Below are 15416 nucleotides of genomic sequence, written 5' to 3'. Positions count from 1 at the left end.
TTCAATCAGCTTGCCTGTTCAGCTGCTTCGTTCAGCAGTGCAAGCGTCGAAATTGGTCATCTGGTAGGACAGCGCGATATAGGCGCGTTTCTGAGTGACCGCATTCAGGGTCAGCTGAATGGCATCCACGCCATCCGGCAGATTGTTTTGCGGACCGGCCAACCAGATCGTCTCCAGCTTGCCGTCATCATTCAACAGCGCCCGGACCCATTTTTCAGGCCGACTGCCATCGGCATCGAGCAAATCGGGTTCATCGAGCCGTGCCGCTCCATAAAGCGCGGTGAGTTCGGCTTGAATGTCTGCATAATTCTGCCGGACGACCTGCCCTGCCATATCCTTCATTGGCGTTCCCACCGCTGTGAATTTGCACAGACCTGCCTGCGGCGTGGCGAGTGCGACATAGGTGCCGAAGCGCGTATCGGGCGTTGGCGGAGCAATTTCCAGCAACTGCCCATCGCCTGCTTCGACGATATCCATGGCTTGCGCTGGCATGCCGCTGGCAACGCCGAACATACCTGCGATGGGATCGTCGCTGGCTGGCCCGTGCGCCATCAGCAACATGGCAAAGAACGGGGCAGCGAGGGCGCGCTGCGATTGGTTCATGAACTTTCCCATCGGGTCACTGGCGTTCAAAACGCATATTTGTAAACGCGGGTGACATCGCCATCCCATTCACCGTGATATTTGTCGAGCAGACGTTGGGCCGGAACCTTGCCGCTGGCAACGATTTCATCCAGTGTTTCGAGGAAGCCGGTTTCATTGTCGCCACTGGTGTTGAGCCGCGCCCGTTTGGTCAAGCCATCACGCGCAATCGCCAGCACTTCACGAGCCAGATCGTGCAGCTTTCGCTCGCCCGGGATCGGCGCGTCCAGCCCCAGTTTCGGCACTGCATTGCGGAGCGCCTCGCGTTCCTCCACGCTCCAGTGCTTGACCAGATCCCACGCCGCATCCAGCGCGCTGTCTTCGTATAGAATGCCAACCCAGAATGCGGGCAAAGCGCAAATTCGGCTCCATGGCCCGCCGTCGGCCCCGCGCATTTCGAGGAAGCTTTTCAATCGCACTTCGGGGAAGGCGGTGGACAGATGGTCCCACCAGTCGCCCTGCCGCGGCTTTTCGCCCGGTAGTACGGCCAGTTCGCCCTTCAGAAAGTCGCGGAAACTGTGGCCCGCCGCGTCTATGTATTTCCCGTCGCGGAAGACGAAATACATCGGCACGTCGAGCATGTAATCGGTCCAGCGTTCATATCCGAAATCCTCGTCGAACACGAAGGGCAGCATTCCGGTGCGCTGGGGATCGGTATCGCTCCAGATGTGACTGCGATAGGACAGGTAGCCATTGGGCTTGCCTTCGGTGAATGGCGAATTGGCGAACAATGCAGTGGCGAGCGGTTGCAAGGCAAGCCCGGTGCGGAATTTCTTCGCCATGTCCGCCTCGCTTGAATAGTCGAGATTTACCTGGATCGTGCAGGTCCGCAGCATCATGTCGAGGCCGAGCGAACCGACGCGCGGCATATGCCGCATCATGATCTCGTAGCGGCCCTTGGGCATGATCGGCAGCTCTTCGCGTGTCTTGTCGGGCCACATGCCGAGCCCGAGGAAACCAACGCCCAATTCAGCACCGATTTCCTTGACCTGGGTCAGATGTCGCCCGGTTTCGGCGCAAGTATCGTGCAAATTTTCCAGCGGCGCGCCCGACAGTTCGAGCTGTCCGGCCGGTTCCAGGCTGACCGCACCATCTTGGCCCTTCAGCGCTATGACCTTGCTGGTTCCGTCAGGGCCGTTTTCCTCCACCGGCTCCCACCCGAAACGCCGCATCGCCATCAGTATATCGCGGATACCGCCGGGCTGATCGTAAGCGGGCGCGGTGAAGTCCTTCACGTCGAACACCAGCTTCTCGTGTTCGGTGCCGATCCGCCAATCCGATTTGGGCTTTTCGCCCTGTTGCATCGGGGCGACCAGCTGGTCGCGGCTTTCGATAACGGGATCGTCGTTCCCTGATGCCTCGCGCGTGCTCATGCCAGCGCGTTAGGCAAGGGGGCGCGGCGTGGGAAGGCCAATCTTGCTATCTAATGGGCAAGCACCAATCGCCGACCGTACCCATCCACAGCGATATGGCCGCGATGGCAGCTGTTTCGCCGCGCAGGATACGGGGACCGAGCGAGATTGCGCACGCTTGTGGATGAGCGCGAATGGCAGTCCGTTCCGCATCGTCGAAGCCGCCTTCAGGTCCGATCAGGATGGCGGCGGGGCCGGAATATGCAGCGTAGGCTTCGGCAGCGGTAGACCCACCGGTTTCGTCGGCGAAGAACAACGCGCGGTTCGCCGGCCATTCGCGCAGCATCGCGTCCAGCTTTACCGGCGTAGTAACTTCGGGAAGCGCGGTGCGGGCGCATTGCTCCGCCGCTTCGGTCACCTGCGTTCTTGCACGGTCCAAGTTGAGCTTGTCCGCCACACAGCGGCGGGTCAGCACCGGCTTGATTGCCCTGACGCCCAGTTCGGTGGCCTTTTCCAGCACCATGTCGAAGCGGTCTTTCTTGAGGAGGGCAGGGCATAGCCATAGATCGGGCACGGGCTCGCGCGGTCGCAAGCGCTCTACCGGCTCGACAATCACGCTCCGCCGCTCTGCGCCCAACACGCGGCAGGCCCATTCTCCGGTGATGTTGTCGCACATGATTACGGCGTCACCCGCGGTCACTCGCATTACGCGGGCGAGGTAATTCGCGGCATTGCCGTCCAGCATCACCGGTTCGCCCAGATGTATTTCGCCGGAAACGAACAGGCGGGGAGCGCTTCGGGGCGGCCAGGCGGGGGTTGCGGGCATGCCTTGCGCGTTAGACGAGGCTCATCGATGCCGCTAGGCTGGCGTCGATGAGCACCCCCCCGACGAGCACCCCCGACGCATCAACCGGCGAGCCGGATATCGTCCCCGACAGCGAGCATCGCGGGCTGGTCGCACGTCTACCACAGGGACCACGCGATCTGGCCATGCTGACACGCTTCGACCGGCCGATCGGCTGGTGGCTGCTGTTATGGCCCTGCCTGTGGGGATTGTGGCTTGCCGGAGGCGGCGCGCAATGGGGTCTGGCCCTGTGGTTTCTGCTGGGTGCAATCGCCATGCGCGGGGCGGGCTGCGTTTATAATGACATCATGGATGCGGGGCTGGACCGCAAGGTGGCGCGTACGGCCAACCGCCCCGTTGCGAGTGGACGCGTATCGCGCAAGGCGGCTTGGATATGGCTGTTCGTCCTGTGCGGCGTCGGCCTGATTGTATTGCTGCAACTGCCGCGTCCGGCGCAGTTTGCAGCGCTTGGCAGCCTAGCGCTGGTTGCGGCCTATCCCTTCATGAAGCGCATTACCTGGTGGCCGCAGGCATGGCTCGGCATGGTGTTTTCGTTCGGTGCGCTGGTCGGCTGGCTGACCGTGCGAACGGACCAACTGGAAGTTGTGGCGCTGCTTTATGCCGGCACAATATTCTGGGTGATCGGCTACGACACGATCTACGCCCTCCAAGACCGCGAAGATGACGCGCTGGTAGGTATTAAGTCCAGCGCGCTGCGACTGGGCGGCCATGTGACGGGCGGCGTGGCGCTGTTCTATGCGCTGGCGCTGGCGCTGTGGGGCGCGGCGTTCTGGACGTATCGGGAAGACTGGGTGGCGCTGGTCGCTTTGGTGCCCGCCGCGCTGCATCTGGCCGGGCAAGTGATGACGCTGGATGCGGACGATCCTGACAATCCGCTCGCCCGGTTTCGCTCGAACCGTTGGACTGGCGCTCTGGTCGCGGCGGCCTGCTTCGTAGTGGGCAACGCCTGAACGGTTGCGCGGATAATGGTAATAAGACGCGGAGCGCCGGGCTAAATCAGCCCTCCGGACCCAGCGAGGGATCGAGATCGCGCGGGCGGGCAAAATGGACGAGTTCGGCCGTCTCGTTTTCCAGCTGTGTCCAATCGTCGATCGGCAATTCCAGCACGGCGAAGGTTGCGGTGGGGTATTTGCGGGCCGCCTCGTCGAACAGTGCGTTTTCCTTTGCCGGGGCGACCAGCTTCAAAAGGATGTCCTGCAAGCCGGGGTTGTGCGCGGCCACCAGCACGGCTGCCGCCTCGCCTGCCTGTTCGCGCAGCAGGTCAAGAATGGTCTCCGCGCTGGCGAGGTACAGCGCACGGTCGAATGCCGGATCGAGGTCCAGTCCGGAAGCTTCCAACGTCTGCAACACGCGCGCGGCGGGGCTGGCGAACAATTTGTCCCAGTGCAGATCGTGTTCCGCAATATGCCGCCCCATCAACGCCGCGCCGCGCCGCCCGCGATCGTTCAGGCCGCGGTCGAAATCGCGCACACCCAGATCATCATGATCGCTTTTCGCATGCCGGATAAGACCAAGATATTTCACGGATTGTCCTCTGCGGCAGGTTGGGCGCCGTTGCTTATGTCCGCCCCTATATCTGCCATAGCGTCACCACCGGACTTTCCCATCCCCAAAGCAATGCGGGTGAGGGCTTCGTCCAGCGAAAGGCGCAAAACGGGCGTGCCTTCGGGAAAGGCGCTGAGGAAGCGGCTGGGGAAAGCGGAGGACAGCACCACGAAATGTCCGGCGTCGTCGCGGCTGCGAATCAGCCGCCCGAATGCCTGCGCCAGCCGCGCGCGGATGATACGGTCGTCATGCGCCTTTCCGCCGCCGGGCCGGCCCGTAGCGTCCGCATCGACAGCCAGGCGTCGGGCGCGGTGGAGGATCGTGGGGCGGGGCCACGGCACCTGTTCCATCACCACGCAGCGCAGCGATTCGCCCGGCACGTCCACCCCGTCCCGCAGCGCATCGGTGCCGAGCAGGCTGGCCTTGGGATCGTCGCGGAAAATATCTACCAACGTGCCGGTGTCGATCGGATCGACGTGCTGCGCGTAAAGCGGCAGGCCGGATCGTGCGAGCCGGTCCGCGATGCGGCCATGCACCACGCGCAACCGGCGGATGGCGGTAAACAGGCCCAGCACGCCGCCTTCTGCCGCTTCAATAATACGCGCATAGGCACCGGCAAGCGCGGGCAGGTCGCCGCGCTTGATGTCGGTCACGATCAGCACTTCGGCACGGGCGGCATAATCGAACGGGCTTTGCGCCGACATGATGAGCGGCGGTGTAGGCAAATGCGCCGCTCCGCTGCGAGAAATGGCGCTTGTCCAGTCCTGCGCGTTGCCGTGGTCGTCGGCCGTTTCGGCGCGCTCGGCCAGGGTGGCGCTGGTGAGCATTACGCCATGCGCAGGTTCCAGCACCGTGCGGGCGAACGGCTTCATCGGATCGAGCCAACGGCGGTGTAACCCGATGTCGTATTCGCGCGCGTCTGATCGGTCGACTGCCAGCCAGTCCACGAATTCGGGGTCTGCCGGTCCGCTCAGCCGTGACAGCAACGCTTCCCATGCGGCGAGCAGATCCACCCGCCAGGCAAGCGATTGGCGCGCGCCCTCGATCCGTGCGCGGCCCTGCGCATCCAGCCAGTCGGGCGCATCTTCCATGATCGCCTCCAGCCTGCCGCCCAGTTTGACGAGCGGCGTGCGCAGCGCTGCCAGCGCGATTTCCGCCTGCTGGGCGACTTCCACGAAATCGCCGGGTAGCTGCGCAATTTCGGTCTCGATCCCGTATCCCGCATCAGTGCCGCTTTCATCGCGCGCATAGGTCAGCGCGCGCACGGCAGCGAACAGCGACTCGATCGGTCCGTATGGTTCGCCGTCATTGATCCGGCCAAGCCAACCCTCGCTGGGCAAAAGTTCGGCAGCGGTCACGGCGTCCTCGACCGCTTGCCCGCCCGCATCATCGTAGGAGGCGACATCCGCCAGGCGCGCTGCCAAACCGCGGCGGCGATTTCCTTTTTTGCGTTCCGGCCCGGTCACCCATCGCTTCAACTCGATCGCCTCACGTCCGGTCAGTTCGGCGGCGAAGGTGCTGTCGGCCGCCTCGAACACATGGTGTCCCTCGTCGAAAATGATGCGGGTCGGGCGTTGCGCATGGTCACGGCCCGCCGCGCCCCCTCTCGCCGCGTTGACCATGACGAGCGCATGGTTGGCGATGACGAGATCGGCCTGTGCGCTCGCCCGCGCGGCGCGTTCGATGAAACACTTCTTGTAATGCGGACAGCCGGCGTAAACGCATTCGCCGCGCTGGTCGGTCAGCGATTTGATCGCGCGGTGGCGGAACAATGTACCGAGCCAGCCGGGCATGTCTCCGCCGATCATGTCCCCGTCGCGGGTGAAGGCGGCCCACCGGGCCACCAGAACCGCCAGAATTGCCGCCCGTCCGCCGAAACCGCCCTGCAACGCGTCTTCCAGGTTGAGCAGGCAAAGATAGTTTTCGCGGCCCTTGCGAACCACCACCGGGCGGCTGCCATCGGGCCGGGTGTCGGGCCATGCGCGCGCGCTTTCGCTGCGAAGCTGGCGTTGCAGGTTCTTGGTAAAAGTGCTGACCCAGACTGTGCCTTGTGCAGCTTTCGACCATAGCGAAGCAGGCGCGAGATAGCCCAGCGTCTTGCCGATACCGGTGCCTGCCTGCGCCAGCATCATGTGCGGTTCGCCGCGTTTGGCCCGGGGCGCGAATATCCGGCTTGTCTCGCGCGCATAATGCCGCTGGCCCTCACGCTTTTCAGCGCCTGAACCGGTCAACCGTGCCAGTTCCGCCTCGGTCTCCGCCTGTCCTATGGCAACCTGCGCAGGTTGCGGGCGTTCGGGCGCCTCTTCCCATTCCGGCAATGTAGCGAACAGCCAGCGTTCCGCCTTGTCCGGTCGGCGAATATGCGGGGCGAGCACCTGCCCCCAGGGCCAGCGCATCCGGATAAGCGACTGGAGCGCGGACCAGCCGCCTTCGCGCTCCGCCCAGTCATCGCGCTGGCACCGCGCCAGCAACACACCTGCAGCCTGTTGCAGCAATAGCGGCACCGCATCGTCGCCCACCGGTTCGGCCAGGTCCAGCGCCGATGCCAGCCCTTTGGGCGTAGGCACGCAGAATTGCGCCGGATGCACGAACGCGAACAGTTCCAGCAGATCGAGGCCCGACAAGTCGGGATAGCCCAGCCGTGTTGCCACAAGCGGCGCGTTCAGCATCAGCATCGGAGTATCCGCCGCTGCCGTCACCGCGTCGCCCTTCGAAACGCCGCGTGTCGTGGACCCTTCGCCACCTGTTCGCATCCACGTTCCGGCATGGCTGGCGTGAATTGCGGGCAGCGCCAGCGGGAATGCATTGTTGTCGGGAAGGTGCGCGGTGCTCACGCGCGGAGCGATGCGGCAGGAGGAACGAAAAGTAAACACACAGCTCCTCGCTCAAGGCGGCATGCTGCACGTTCGATGGGTTCGGAGGGGCTGGCGGTAGAGCGCGAATTAGGGGGTTATGCGGAGACTCATGATTGCCGCCTATTGAGGCCCGCAGCCCTATTGTTGCCCGATGCGCGATCCTCACCCGTCCCGGCAAGCAGCCCCCACCACCGCAAGCCATATTGCCGGCCGCGCTGCTGTGCAGGCGCCGGGAGCGATCGACCGCCTGATCGGAATGTTCTCCAGCCCCGCCGTCGTGGAGGAACCGCCGCAAGGGCATGACGAACAACTGCTCGCAGATATCGGCCAGTTTCTTTCGAGCCACCGTCTCGGCGTAACACCTGCAACCCTGCGCGCCGCACATGATTTCGTGGTCGGCAGCGATTTAACGCTGGTCCGCAAGGTGCGCGAACGCGAAGATGCGGGGCAGCGTATCACGCAGCCTTGGATCGAGGGACTGACCGCACAGGGCCGGCGCACGAACGAGCGCCAGCAGAACGAAGAACTGCTGCACGATCTCGAACAGCAGGCCGTCGCCCTGGAACACGCCGCGAAAAGCGCCAGCACTGCCACCTCGGATTACGGCGATACGCTGGAGCAGGGCGGTAACAGGATCGGCGAAGGCAAGGGGAGCGACCTGGATAGCCTGGTCGATCTGGTGCAGGGCATGGTTCGCCACACGCGCACGTTGCACGGCAAACTGATCGAAACCGAAGAACGCGCCGGCACCATGCGCCGCGATCTCGACAAGGCCCGCAGGCAGGCGGCGCAGGATCACTTGACGGGCCTGCCCAACCGCCGGGCCTTCGCCACGCGGCTGGAACTGGCGATCCGCGAGAATGACGGACCGGCAGATGATGGCGATACGGCGCATGCGAAACACAACGCACCGCCCATCTGCGTAGGGTTCTGCGACATCGATCACTTCAAGCAGTTCAACGATACTTATGGTCACGATACGGGCGACCGCGTGCTGCGCGAGGTGGCCCAGCATCTTTCCCGCACAACCGGCGCCGATTGTTATGTCGCGCGGCACGGCGGGGAGGAGTTCGCCTTGCTGTTCGAAGGTTTGGCGCTGGATGATGCGCACAGGCACCTCGATCAATCCCGCGCATCCATGGGCGAGCGCCGGTTAAAAGATCGCCGCACCGGCAAGGAACTCGGGATGATTACCTTTTCGGCCGGACTGACGCAGCGGGAACCCGGCGTTCCGGCAAGCGACGTCCTGAGGCTGGCGGACGAGGCTCTGTATGCAGCCAAGCAACAGGGCCGCAATCGCATCGTTGCACGGCAGCCATAAGCCCGTTCGCAAAACACGCCGCCTGCCTTCGCGCTTGCAACATAATCCCGCCTCGGCGAAAGCGCTTGGCATGACCGATCTCATGCAAGCAGCGCGCAGTTCCAAGGCCTGGCCGTTCATCGAGGCGCAGCGCATTGCTAAGCGCTACCCCGATGGCAAGAAGGGCGCGGACGGTAATCTTGAGCCCGTGCTGTTTGAAACGGGGTACGGGCCGTCGGGCCTGCCGCATATCGGTACATTTCAGGAAGTCCTGCGCACCACTTTCGTACGCCGCGCATACGAGGCTATCATCGGCGCGAAGCCTGAAGACGGCAGGACTCGGCTGGTTGCCTTCAGCGACGATATGGACGGCCTGCGCAAGGTACCGGACAATTTGCCGAACCAGCAGATGCTTCACGCGCATCTGGGCCAGCCGCTGTGCCGGATTCCCAATCCGTTCGACACCGATCACGAAAGTTTCGCCGCGCATAACAACGCCCAACTGCGCGCATTCCTCGACCAGTTCGGCTTCGACTATGAATTTGTGTCAGGCGCGCAGCGTTACACTTCGGGCGGGTTCGACGATGCGCTGCGGGGCGTGCTTCGCCGCAACGACGCCATCCTCGATATTATGCTTCCGACACTGCGGGAGGAACGCCGCAAGACCTATTCCCCGATCCTGCCGGTCAGCCCTGAAACGGGCGTGGTGTTGCAGGTGCCGGTGGAAGTGGTCGATGCGGAAGCCGGAACTATCCGCTTTCAGGACGAGAACGACAACACGGTGGAGCAGTCCGCGCTGGGCGGTCAGGCGAAGCTGCAATGGAAAGTCGACTGGGCGATGCGCTGGGTGGCGCTGGGCGTCGATTATGAAATGTATGGCAAGGACCTGACCGACAGCGGCGTCCAGTCCGGGCGGATCGCGAAAGTGCTGGGCGGCCGCAAGCCGGAAGGCCTGATCTACGAATTGTTCTTGGACGAGAAGGGCGAAAAAATCTCCAAGTCAAAGGGCAACGGGCTGACCATCGAACAATGGCTAACTTATGGCAGCGACGAATCGCTGGGCTTCTACATCTTTCCCAATCCCAAGAGCGCCAAGCAGCTTCACGGCGGCGTGATACCGCGTGCGGTCGACGATTACTGGCAGTTTCGTGAACGGCTGGATGAACAATCGCTCGACAAGCAGCTCGGCAATCCGGTCTGGCATCTGGACCGCGTAACGTCGGAAGGGTCGCTGGTGGTCACGGCGGACAGTCTGGCGGTCACCTACAGCCTGTTGCTCAATCTGGTGGGTGTGCTTGGGGCGGAAGCCACGCGCGAGCAGGTATGGTCCTATCTGGCGAATTACGTGCCGGATGCCAATCCTGCGAAGCACCCCCAGCTCGATGAGCTGGTCGGAAACGCTCTCGCATATAATCGCGACTTCGTGGCCCCGACGCTGCAGCGACGCGCACCGGTCGGTGCCGAGGCCGACGCATTGCGCGCGCTCGATGCACGGCTGGCGGAAATGCCTGCGGACACGCCTGCGGAAGACTTGCAGACCATCGTCTACGAGATCGGCAAGGACGAGGCCTATGGCTTCGAAACGCTGCGCGACTGGTTCCGTGCGCTGTACGAAATCCTGCTCGGATCGCAGCAGGGTCCGCGCATGGGCAGCTTCATCGCGCTGTACGGGATCGACAATGCGCGCAGACTGATCGGGGACGCGCTTACGTCGGCGGACTGACCACCCTCAATTCCATTTGCGCGTGCGATACCATTTGGTGATGACGTATTTGACGCCTGCTTCCACCGGGGTGCCGGCGTGCATCGTATCTTCGTTGGGCATCCCGTCGGGCAGGGCGTTGTTCCAGACCAGCAGCACGCCGGGCTTGGGTTCGATGGAGATACCGACTTCGGTGAAATCGGTGGTGCCGCCGGCTTCCACTTCGTTGAGGAAAGCCATCGCCGTCCAGCTGCGCTGCCCGCCGCGCTTGCGTTCGATCTCCCAATAATCCTGGTCGGTATAGAACCAGTCATTGTGCGGTTTGAACTGCTGGCCCGGCAGATAACGCTGCCCCTGAATCGCCTCGCCCATATTGTCGTCCACGCCCAGCAGATCGTCGATCCGGCGGGAGATGCCGCGAATGAACGGCGCATGGGGGTCGAAATTGCCCGAGTATGACGTCCGAAACCCCTCCACATAAGCCTGCTCATGCAGCTGGCTGGGAGTGGCGATATCGTCGATCAGGCCGGTCAGTCGGCGGCATTCCGACGCGGTAAGAAAGTCCCCGAAGGCAAAGATTTCCGCCTTGTCCGTCGGTACCTGGTAGGCGCGTGGATCGGCCTGCAACCGTTTGCGCACGGCGCGACCCTGGCGGGCGAGGGCAGCCTTGTCCGGCGCGGGTAATGTGGTGTGCGTGATCGTCATCGTGCCAGTGTAACAAGCTCGCGCTTATCTACAATCGAAGCTTATGCAGATACGCGTAGTTTTGCCATACTCGTACCAGCGTATTATTCTGCCGGTCATCAACCATAGGAGCGCGCGATGACTGAGACTGCCAAACACCGTTATTCGCTGGCCGCGATGCTGTTTCACTGGGTAATTGCCGTGGCGGTCATCTGGAACTGGCGGCTGGCCGAAAATGCCGAACATGCCGCCACTCGCAGCGAAGCGATCGCCATCTTCGCAGATCACAAGGCGCTGGGCATTACCATCCTGGTGCTGACGCTGGGCCGCATCGCATGGCGCCTCACGCACAAAATTCCGCCATTGCCCGCCAACTACAAAACGTGGGAGCGGGTGCTTGCCCGGACCACGCATCTCGTTTTCTACATTCTTTTGATCGGGCTGCCGATCGGCGGCTGGCTGGCAAACTCGCTGGCCGGGCGGAGCATAGACATGTTCGGCCTGTTTACGATGCCGCCGCTCCCGGTGGGCGAGAACAGCGCATTGGCGGAGACGATTTTCGGCATTCATGGGACCGGTGGCGAGATCATGGTGTATCTCGTCGCGCTGCATATTCTGGGTGCGCTGAAACATACGTTCTTCGACAGAGACGGCGGTATCTTCCGAATGTTGCCTTTCGGCAAGGTCGGCGGTGCGCCCGCCAGGACGATAGAGCCGTAAACGTGACGAAGCCCCCGCAGCGATCCAGCTGCGAGGGCTTCGTCTGTCACCTCTATCCTACACTGATGTCTTACCAGAAGAAGTCGTAGATCACGTCCACCACTTCGCCGGTGTAGGTATCGACCAGCAGCACATCGTCGTAATACCGGACCCAGCGATAACCTTCATAGGCGGCCGGAAGGCGATAATTCCATGGATCGTTGATCCAGTAACGGCTGCTGTAGAACCCACTCCCCAGGAAGAACCCGACGTTCAGGCGGCTATAGCGGTAATTCCGATACGGCGAATAGTACCGGCCCAGACGGAAGACGTTACGGTGATTGTTCCGGTAATTGTACCAGTTGTACCGGTTGTTGTTGCGCCAGGCTTGGCGGTTCCAACGGCGCGCATCGCGGCGTGCCTCGCGGCGCTGGTCACGACGCCAGTCCTGGCGCGCATCCTGACGCTGGTCGCGGCGCCAGTCGCGGCGGGCGTCCTGCCTGCGATCACGGCGAGCGTCCCGACGCGCGTCCTGACGGCGATCGCGCCGTGCGTCGCGCCTTGCATCCTGCCGCGCATCACGGCGGGCATCGCGCCTGGCGTCCTGGCGAGCATCGCGCCTAGCATCCCGTCGTGCATCACGCCTAGCATCCCTGCGGTAGTCACCGCGATTGTTGCGAATTGCATCGCGGCGCGCCTGCTCGATCCGGCGGGTCTGGTCCGTCACACCGCCGCGGCGATCACCCCGGCGGAACCGGTCGGCGCGATCACTACGCTGTGATCTGTCGCGGCGAGCGTTATCGCGGCGCTGCGCGGCCTGTTGGCGTACTGCCGCCTGACGGCGCGCATCGACACGATCGACATTGCGGGCGCGATTAGGCGCAACTGCTGCACGGCGAGCCTGACGTTGCTGCTGTGTAGCTCTCGCTGGGGCACGGCGGGGTGCGGCCTGTTGTTTGCGAGCGCGTGGACGCTCACTGCGGGCTTCCTTCCGCTGCTGTCGCGCAGCCCGACGCTCACCGCGCGTCTGCTTGTCGCGAGTATAACCACGCTCCCGGTCCGGCCGTTCGGCAGCCGCTTCGGTCGCGGCAACCGCGGCCATCGCCGCCGGTGTTGCCCCAAAGGCCAACACGGCAGCAATTGCTGCCATGCCGGAACCTTTCAAAAGTGTATCGATAGTCATTGCCGCCCTCCGTTAGCGTGCCGCCCCCACCTTGCGCGGCGATTTGATAAGCTGTTGTAGGCAATGCACACTGACCCATATCTGAACAAAGTGTTACGGTTGTTGTTCATATTGGGGGCGTTTATCCTGAACAGCATGCTGTGGTGCGCAACGCTAGTCGGTGGCCACCGCTTGACAAAGGCGCACCTCATGCGCGTGTGCCAGCCATGATTGAAACTCTGGATGATATTCGCGCCGACATTGCCAGCCGCCTTGCGGATGCTGCTGCCAACCGGCGTAATCCGCTGCATACGCCGATTGTGGCCACGAGCGATACCGATGCGCGGGTGATGGTGGTGCGCGCGTTCGACGCGGGGAGCTGGACGCTGCGTTTCCACACGGATGTCCGCTCACCAAAAGTTGTGGTGATAGAAAGCAACCCGGCAGTCGGCATAGTAGGCTACGACCGGGGCGAGAAACTGCAGCTGCGCCTGCGCGGCACGGCCAGCATCGAACGCAGCACGCCACTTGTCGATTCGGCCTGGGCGAACAGCGACAATTTTGCGCGCCGCTGCTATCTTGGCGAAGGGCCCGGCGCGGTGTCCGATGTGCCGACAAGTGGCCTGCCGAAACGCTTCGAGGGTGTCGAACCAACCGATGAGGAGCTGCTACCGGCGCGCACGAATTTCGCCATCCTGCTCGTTCGGATCGAACGGGCGGACTGGTTCAGCCTCGCGCATACCGGTCACCGGCGCGCTGTTTTCGATCTGGCCGATGGTGGGGGTGGGCGCTGGGTTTCACCCTAAAGTACACTTGCACGTCAACGGGGCGGACCATCGCCGCCCCGCGCCGAAAATTACCGTGTCAGCTTCTTATAAGCCAACCGCGTCGGCCGATCCGCTGCATCGCCTAGGCGGCGGCGTTTGTCTTCTTCGTAAGCTTCGAAGTTGCCTTCGAACCATTCGACATGGCTGTCGCCTTCGAAGGCGAGGATGTGCGTCGCCAGCCGATCCAGGAAGAAGCGGTCGTGCGAAATCACCACTGCGCAGCCGGCGAAGTTTTCGATAGCGTCTTCCAGCGCGCGCAGGGTTTCCACGTCGAGGTCGTTGGTGGGCTCGTCGAGCAGCAGGACGTTGCCGCCCTCTTTCAGCATCTTGGCCATGTGCACGCGGTTGCGCTCACCGCCTGACAGCTTGCCGACGATCTTCTGCTGATCCGCGCCCTTGAAGTTGAACGCGCCCACATAAGCACGCGTGCTCATGTCGTGGCCGTTGACCTTCATGTAATCGAGCTCGTCCGAAACTTCCTGCCAGACGTTGTTCTTGGGATCCAGATCGTCGCGGCTTTGGTCAACATAGCCGAGATGCACGGTTTCCCCGATGCTGATGGAGCCGCTGTCGGGTTCTTCCTGCCCGGTGATGATGCGGAACAGGGTGGATTTGCCTGCGCCGTTCGGGCCGATGATCCCGACGATGCCGCCCGGTGGCAGCATGAAGTCGAGATTTTCAAACAACAGCTTGTCGCCATAGGCCTTGGTCAGGCCCTTCGCCTCGATCACTTTGGAACCAAGCCGTTCGGGCACCTGGATCACGATCTGCGCCTTGCCCGGTTTGCGGCTGTCCTGCGCGTCCTGCAACTGTTCGAATTTCTTGAGGCGCGCCTTGGACTTGGTCTGCCGGCCCTTGGGCGTCTGCCGGATCCATTCCAACTCTTCCGACAAGGCTTTCTGGCGGCCGGAATCTTCGCGGTCTTCCTGCGCCAGCCGCTTGGCTTTCTTGTCGAGATAGGTCGAATAATTACCCTCGTACGGATAATAGGTGCCGCGATCGAGCTCCAGGATCCAGCCGACGACATTGTCGAGGAAGTAGCGGTCATGGGTGATCATCAGCACCGCGCCGGCATATTCCTTCAGATGGTTTTCCAGCCAGGTCACGCTTTCGGCGTCGAGGTGGTTGGTCGGTTCGTCGAGCAGCAGGATGCCGGGTTTCTGGATCAGCAACCGGGTAAGCGCAACGCGGCGTTTTTCGCCGCCTGACAGGTTTGCAACGCTGGCGTCCGATGGCGGGCAGCGCAGCGCCTCCATCGCGATCTCGAGCTGGTTGTCGAGCGTCCAGCCGTCCACCGCGTCGATCTTTTCCTGCAACACGCCCATTTCTTCCATCAGGGTGTCGAAATCGGTGTCGTCTTTGGGGTCGCCCATTTCGGCGGAGATCGCGTTGAAACGGTCCACCATGTCGGCCGCCTCGCGTGCGCCATCCTTGACGTTTTCTAGCACGGTCTTGCTTTCGTCCAGCTCCGGCTCCTGCGCCAGATAGCCGACGGTGATGTTCTCGCCTGCCCATGCCTCGCCCTGATAATCGGTGTCGATGCCGGCCATGATCTTGATCAGCGTGGACTTGCCCGCGCCATTGGGGCCGACAATACCGATTTTCGCGCCTTGGTAGAATTGCAGATTGATGTCGGACAGCACCGGCTTCTTCGCACCGGGGAAAGTCTTGGTCATGTTCTTCATGACGTATGCGTATTGGGCGGCCATCGGGCGTCCTCTTCAATTCGATCTGGCAAAAATGGGATTGCCGCGGAGATAGAGGTTCGCGTGCGTGCGGGCAA

At 62.7% G+C, this 15416-nt stretch carries 13 protein-coding genes; 5 read left to right on the top strand and 8 right to left on the bottom strand.

Translation table 11 applies throughout. The features are described 5' to 3' along the window. Window positions 1–18: 18 nt before the first annotated feature. Genes HME9302_RS07925 through HME9302_RS07915 form a run of 3 tightly spaced genes read right to left on the bottom strand, consistent with a single transcriptional unit; the run spans window position 19 to window position 2820 of the window. On the bottom strand, window positions 19–603 hold the full coding sequence (locus HME9302_RS07925; RefSeq protein WP_147270788.1) for a hypothetical protein: 585 nt from the start codon (window positions 601–603) through the stop codon (window positions 19–21). A gap of 26 nt (window positions 604–629) precedes the next feature. Next, the gene (locus tag HME9302_RS07920) at window positions 630–2015 is read right to left on the bottom strand and encodes a glutamate--cysteine ligase (RefSeq protein WP_115366570.1); all 1386 of its coding nucleotides are present in this window, start codon (window positions 2013–2015) and stop codon (window positions 630–632) included. 46 nt (window positions 2016–2061) lie between these two features. After that, window positions 2062–2820, bottom strand: a complete 759-nt coding sequence (locus tag HME9302_RS07915) for a 16S rRNA (uracil(1498)-N(3))-methyltransferase (protein WP_115366569.1) — start codon at window positions 2818–2820, stop codon at window positions 2062–2064. 47 nt (window positions 2821–2867) lie between these two features. Here HME9302_RS07915 and ubiA point away from each other — a divergent pair, with 47 nt between their 5' ends. Next, complete coding sequence (ubiA, locus tag HME9302_RS07910) at window positions 2868–3809, top strand: 4-hydroxybenzoate octaprenyltransferase (protein WP_115366568.1); 942 nt, start codon at window positions 2868–2870, stop codon at window positions 3807–3809. A gap of 46 nt (window positions 3810–3855) precedes the next feature. Here ubiA and HME9302_RS07905 read toward each other — a convergent pair whose 3' ends face one another. Together HME9302_RS07905 and HME9302_RS07900 are read right to left on the bottom strand one after the other, a co-directional pair. Next, on the bottom strand, window positions 3856–4383 hold the full coding sequence (locus HME9302_RS07905) for a SixA phosphatase family protein (RefSeq protein WP_115366567.1): 528 nt from the start codon (window positions 4381–4383) through the stop codon (window positions 3856–3858). Then, window positions 4380–7157 (bottom strand): ATP-dependent DNA helicase, encoded by a 2778-nt coding sequence (locus HME9302_RS07900; RefSeq protein ID WP_115367583.1) that lies wholly within the window; start codon window positions 7155–7157, stop codon window positions 4380–4382. Before HME9302_RS07900 ends, HME9302_RS07905 begins: the two co-directional genes overlap by 4 nt. Window positions 7158–7410: 253 nt before the next feature. Between HME9302_RS07900 and HME9302_RS07895 the strand changes: the two genes are divergently transcribed. Together HME9302_RS07895 and HME9302_RS07890 are read left to right on the top strand one after the other, a co-directional pair. Beyond that, the gene (locus HME9302_RS07895; RefSeq protein ID WP_115366566.1) at window positions 7411–8580 is read left to right on the top strand and encodes a GGDEF domain-containing protein; all 1170 of its coding nucleotides are present in this window, start codon (window positions 7411–7413) and stop codon (window positions 8578–8580) included. Between the two features lie 70 nt (window positions 8581–8650). Continuing rightward, window positions 8651–10282 (top strand): lysine--tRNA ligase, encoded by a 1632-nt coding sequence (locus HME9302_RS07890; RefSeq protein ID WP_115366565.1) that lies wholly within the window; start codon window positions 8651–8653, stop codon window positions 10280–10282. A 6-nt stretch (window positions 10283–10288) separates the two neighbouring features. Here the strand turns inward: HME9302_RS07890 and HME9302_RS07885 are convergent, their stop codons facing one another. Further along, entirely contained in the window at window positions 10289–10966 is a 678-nt protein-coding gene (locus tag HME9302_RS07885; protein WP_115366564.1) for a prolyl hydroxylase family protein, read from the bottom strand. A gap of 117 nt (window positions 10967–11083) precedes the next feature. Between HME9302_RS07885 and HME9302_RS07880 the strand changes: the two genes are divergently transcribed. After that, a complete protein-coding gene (locus HME9302_RS07880) occupies window positions 11084–11665 on the top strand; it encodes a cytochrome b (protein WP_115366563.1) in 582 nt (193 codons plus the stop codon). Between the two features lie 70 nt (window positions 11666–11735). Here HME9302_RS07880 and HME9302_RS07875 read toward each other — a convergent pair whose 3' ends face one another. Then, window positions 11736–12827 (bottom strand): RcnB family protein, encoded by a 1092-nt coding sequence (locus tag HME9302_RS07875; protein WP_230079918.1) that lies wholly within the window; start codon window positions 12825–12827, stop codon window positions 11736–11738. 206 nt (window positions 12828–13033) lie between these two features. Between HME9302_RS07875 and HME9302_RS07870 the strand changes: the two genes are divergently transcribed. After that, window positions 13034–13612, top strand: coding sequence for a PNPOx family protein (locus HME9302_RS07870; protein ID WP_115366562.1), 579 nt, complete (start codon window positions 13034–13036; stop codon window positions 13610–13612). A 50-nt stretch (window positions 13613–13662) separates the two neighbouring features. Here HME9302_RS07870 and ettA read toward each other — a convergent pair whose 3' ends face one another. Beyond that, a complete protein-coding gene (ettA, locus tag HME9302_RS07865) occupies window positions 13663–15342 on the bottom strand; it encodes an energy-dependent translational throttle protein EttA (protein ID WP_115366561.1) in 1680 nt (559 codons plus the stop codon). Window positions 15343–15416 lie beyond the last annotated feature (74 nt).

It is taken from the genome of Alteripontixanthobacter maritimus, assembly GCF_003340475.1.
GTDB lineage: Bacteria > Pseudomonadota > Alphaproteobacteria > Sphingomonadales > Sphingomonadaceae > Alteripontixanthobacter > Alteripontixanthobacter maritimus.
The sequence above is the reverse complement of the archived record's forward strand: the minus strand, read 5'-3'. Positions and strand labels throughout refer to the sequence as shown.

What these genes read in the sequence shown, in the direction of transcription:
- HME9302_RS07925 (WP_147270788.1), bottom strand. Translation starts at nt 603, where the DNA reads ATGAACCAATCGCAGCGCGCCCTCGCTGCCCCGTTCTTTGCCATGTTG.
- HME9302_RS07895 (WP_115366566.1), top strand. Translation starts at nt 7,411, where the DNA reads ATGCGCGATCCTCACCCGTCCCGGCAAGCAGCCCCCACCACCGCAAGC.
- HME9302_RS07900 (WP_115367583.1), bottom strand. Translation starts at nt 7,157, where the DNA reads ATGCGAACAGGTGGCGAAGGGTCCACGACACGCGGCGTTTCGAAGGGC.
- ubiA (WP_115366568.1), top strand. Translation starts at nt 2,868, where the DNA reads ATGAGCACCCCCCCGACGAGCACCCCCGACGCATCAACCGGCGAGCCG.
- HME9302_RS07870 (WP_115366562.1), top strand. Translation starts at nt 13,034, where the DNA reads ATGATTGAAACTCTGGATGATATTCGCGCCGACATTGCCAGCCGCCTT.
- HME9302_RS07890 (WP_115366565.1), top strand. Translation starts at nt 8,651, where the DNA reads ATGACCGATCTCATGCAAGCAGCGCGCAGTTCCAAGGCCTGGCCGTTC.
- HME9302_RS07915 (WP_115366569.1), bottom strand. Translation starts at nt 2,820, where the DNA reads ATGCCCGCAACCCCCGCCTGGCCGCCCCGAAGCGCTCCCCGCCTGTTC.
- HME9302_RS07875 (WP_230079918.1), bottom strand. Translation starts at nt 12,827, where the DNA reads ATGACTATCGATACACTTTTGAAAGGTTCCGGCATGGCAGCAATTGCT.
- ettA (WP_115366561.1), bottom strand. Translation starts at nt 15,342, where the DNA reads ATGGCCGCCCAATACGCATACGTCATGAAGAACATGACCAAGACTTTC.
- HME9302_RS07920 (WP_115366570.1), bottom strand. Translation starts at nt 2,015, where the DNA reads ATGAGCACGCGCGAGGCATCAGGGAACGACGATCCCGTTATCGAAAGC.
- HME9302_RS07880 (WP_115366563.1), top strand. Translation starts at nt 11,084, where the DNA reads ATGACTGAGACTGCCAAACACCGTTATTCGCTGGCCGCGATGCTGTTT.
- HME9302_RS07885 (WP_115366564.1), bottom strand. Translation starts at nt 10,966, where the DNA reads ATGACGATCACGCACACCACATTACCCGCGCCGGACAAGGCTGCCCTC.